Origin of the sequence: Kitasatospora sp. NPDC051702, assembly GCF_040681575.1 — a bacterium.
Taxonomy (GTDB): Bacteria; Actinomycetota; Actinomycetes; order Streptomycetales; family Streptomycetaceae; genus Kitasatospora.
Window position 1 is genome coordinate 1 of sequence record NZ_JBFAZB010000105.1, and the last position, 3,688, is coordinate 3,688.

1 protein-coding gene is annotated in these 3,688 nt (G+C 77.5%); it reads right to left on the bottom strand.

Going from position 1 to position 3,688, the window contains the following annotated elements; genetic code table 11:
- Positions 1–3,688 (bottom strand): type I polyketide synthase (locus tag AB0N04_RS38470; RefSeq protein WP_360223403.1); only part of this gene is annotated, 3,688 nt, incomplete at both ends.

A 3,688-nucleotide genomic window follows, 5' to 3' on the forward strand; every position in this document is an offset into this window, starting at 1 on the left:
CCTCGATCATCTTGATGACGCCGCCGACGCCGGCGGCGGCCTGGGTGTGGCCGATGTTGGACTTCAGCGAGCCCAGCAGGAGCGGGGTTTCACGGTCCTGCCCGTAGGTGGCGAGCAGGGCGTGGGCCTCGATCGGGTCGCCCAGGCGGGTGCCGGTGCCGTGTGCCTCGACGGCGTCGACGTCGCCGGCGGTGAGGCCGGCGGAGGCGAGCGCCTGGCGGATGACGCGTTCCTGGGAGGGGCCGTTGGGGGCGGTGAGGCCGTTGCTGGCGCCGTCCTGGTTGATCGCCGAGCCCCGCAGGACGGCCAGGACCTGGTGGCCGTGCCGCCGGGCGTCGGAGAGCCGCTCGACCAGCAGCAGGCCGACGCCCTCGGACCAGCCGGTGCCGTCCGCCGCGGCCGCGAAGGACTTGCAGCGGCCGTCGGCGGAGAGGCCGCGCTGGCGGCTGAACTCGACGAAGGTGTCCGGGCGCGACATGACCGTCACGCCGCCGGCCAGGGCGAGGTCGCACTCGCCCTGGCGCAGGGCCTGGGCGGCCAGGTGCAGCGCGACCAGCGAGGAGGAGCAGGCGGTGTCCACGGTGACGGCCGGGCCCTCCAGGCCGAAGGTGTAGGCGAGCCGACCGGAGACGACGGACGCGGTGTTGCCGGTGAGCAGGTACCCCTCCAGTTCCTCGGGCGCCTTGCTCAGCCGTGAGCCGTAGTCGTTGTACATCACGCCGGCGAAGACGCCGGTGCGCGTTCCCCGGACGGAGGCCGGGTCGATCCCGGCGCGCTCGAAGGTCTCCCAGGCGGTCTCCAGCAGCAGGCGCTGCTGCGGGTCCATGGCGAGCGCCTCGCGCGGGCTGATGCCGAAGAACTCGGCGTCGAACCCGGCGGCGTCGAGCAGGAATCCGCCGTGCCGGGTGTAGGAGGTGCCGATCCGCTCCGGGTCGGGGTCGTAGAGGGCGTCGAGGTCCCAGCCGCGGTCGCCGGGGAAGTCGCCGATGGCGTCGGTGCCGTCGAGGACGAGCCGCCACAGGTCCTCGGGGGAGGCGACCCCGCCGGGGTAGCGGCAGGCGGTGCCGACGATGACGATCGGGTCGTCGTCCGCGGCGGCGGTGATCGGCGCCGCCTGGTCGCGGGCGGGTGCGGTGCCGCCCGGGAGGAGGGCGAGCAGGTGCTCGGTGAGGGCGGCGGGCGACGGGTGGTCGAAGACGGCGGTGGCGGCGATCCGCAGGCCGGTGGCGGCGGCGAGCCGGTTGCGCAGGTCGACCCCGGTGAGTGAGTCGAAGCCGAGTTCCTTGAAGGCCCGGGTGGCTTCGACGGTGGCCGCGGTGGCGTGCCCGAGCACCGTGGCGACGGTGGTCAGCACCAGGTCGGTGGTGGTGCGGGTCCGGTCGGGGGCGGCCAGGGCGGCGGTGCGCTCGGCCCAGGACCGGCCGGTCGCGGCCGCGGTGCCGGCGGTGGCCTGGCGGCGCGGGGCGCGGACCAGGGCGCGCAGCGGCGCCGGGAGCGGGCCGGCGGCGGCCCGGGCCTGCAGCGCCACCGGGTCGAAGCGGACCGGGACGAGGGCCGGCTCGGGGTGCCGCAGGGCGGCGTCGAACAGGGCGAGCGCCTCCTCGGTGCCGAGCGCGGGCAGGCCGGCGCGGGCCCAGCGGGCCAGCCCGGCGGCGCCCAGCTCGCCCGCCATGCCCTCCTGGTCGGCCCAGAGGCCCCAGGCGAGGGAGGTGGCGGGCAGGCCGAGGGCGTGGCGGTGGTGGGCGAGGGCGTCGAGGTAGGCGTTGGCGGCGGCGTAGTTGGCCTGGCCGGCGGTGCCGGTGGTGCCGGTGACGGAGGAGAACAGGACGAAGGCGTCGAGGCCGTCGGTGAGTTCGTGCAGGTGCCGGGCGGCGTCGGCCTTGGCCCGCAGGACGGCGTCCAGCCGCTCGGGGGTGAGGTCGGCGAGGACGCCGTCGTCCAGCACGCCGGCGAGGTGAATGACGGCGCCGAGCGGGCGTTCGGCGGGGACGTCGGCGAGGACGGCGGCGAGCGCCTCGCGGTCCGCGGCGTCCACGGCGGCGAACCGCACCTCGGCGCCCGACTCGGCCAGCTCCCGGGCGAGTTCGGCCGCGCCGGGGGCGTCCGCGCCGCGTCGGCTGAGCAGCAGCAGGTGTCGGGCGCCGTGCCGGGCGGCGAGGTGCCGGACGACGGTGCTGCCCAGGGCGCCGGTGCCGCCGGTGACCAGTACGGTGCGGTCGGTGAAGTCCGGGGCGGTGCCGTCCGGGGCGGCCGCTCGGGTGAGCCGCGGGGCGTGGAACGTGCCGTCGCGCAGGGCGAGTTGGGGCTCATCGGCAGGCAGGGTGGCGAGTGCGGCCGTCTCGGCCGGGACGTCCAGGTCCGCGACGGCGAAGCGGTCCGGGTGCTCGGCCTGGGCGGAGCGCAGCAGGCCCCAGACGGCGCCGGCCCACGGGTCCGGGACGGTGTCGGTGGCCGTGACGGCCAGGGCGCCGCGGGTGAGCACGAGCAGCCGGGAGCCGGCGAAGCGCTCCTGCGCGAGCCAGGTTTGCAGCAGCTCCAGGGTGGCGGCGACGGCATCGCGGCCGCCCGGTGCGGGCACGGCGACCACGGGGGCCACGGCCGCGTCGCCGGGGAGGTCCGCGAGGGCCTGGACCAGGCTGGTGGGCGTGGGCGCGGCGGGCCGTACGGGCGTCCACCCGGTGCGGTGGAGGTCGCGGGCGCCGCCGGTGGCCGGTGCCACCTGGTCGGGCCGCAGCGGGAGCAGGGCCAGGGACTCGACGGTGAGGACGGGTCGGCCGGCGGTGTCCCGGGCGTCCAGCGCCCCGTCCCGCCAGTGCACGTGCAGCGCGTCGGCGCCGGTGGCGTGCAGTTCCACGCCGGACCAGGAGAACGGCAGCGGCAGCCCGTCGGCCTCCTCGGCGGCGCGGCCCACCAGCGGGTGCAGGGCGGCGTCCAGCAGGGCCGGGTGCAGCGGGTGCCGGGCGGCGGCCTCGTGCAGCTCCTGCGGCAGGGCGAGCTCGGCGAACAGTTCGGCGCCCCGGTGCCAGGCGGCCCGTACGCCGTGGAAGGCGGGGCCGTAGGCGTAGCCGAGCTCGGCGAGCCGCCGGTAGAGCTCCTCGGTGTCGATCGCCTCGGCGCCGCTCGGTGGCCAGGCGGGCGCCGGTGCCGCCGGGTGGGCGGGGTGCGCCGGTCCGGTGGCGGGGGCGAGCCGGCCGACGGCGTGCCGGGTCCACTCGCCGGTGCCGTCGGTGGGGCGGGAGTGGACGGCCAGGGTGCGCGCTCCGCTGCCGGACTCCGGTGCCCCGACCGCCAGCTGGATGCTCAGCGAGCCGGTCGAGGGGAGGGCGAGCGGGGCCTCCAGGGTGAGTTCGTCCAGGCGCGGGGCGCCGGCGCGCTCGCCGGCGGTGAGCGCGAGGTCGACGAAGGCGGTGCCGGGGAGCAGCGGGCGGCCGAGGATCTCGTGGTCGGCCAGCCAGGCATGGGTGTCGAGGGACAGCCGCCCGGTGAGCAACAGGCCGCCGTCCTCGGCGAGTTCGAGCGAGGCGCCGAGGAGCGGGTGGTTCGGGGCGTCGAGGCCGAGCCGCTCCGGACCGCCGGAGGGGGTCTGCGGGACCAGCCAGTAGTGGTGGTGGGTGAAGGGGTAGGTGGGGAGGGGGAGGTGGGGGTTGGGGGTGTGGTTGGTGGGGTGGTGGCCGTGGGTGTGGGTGGT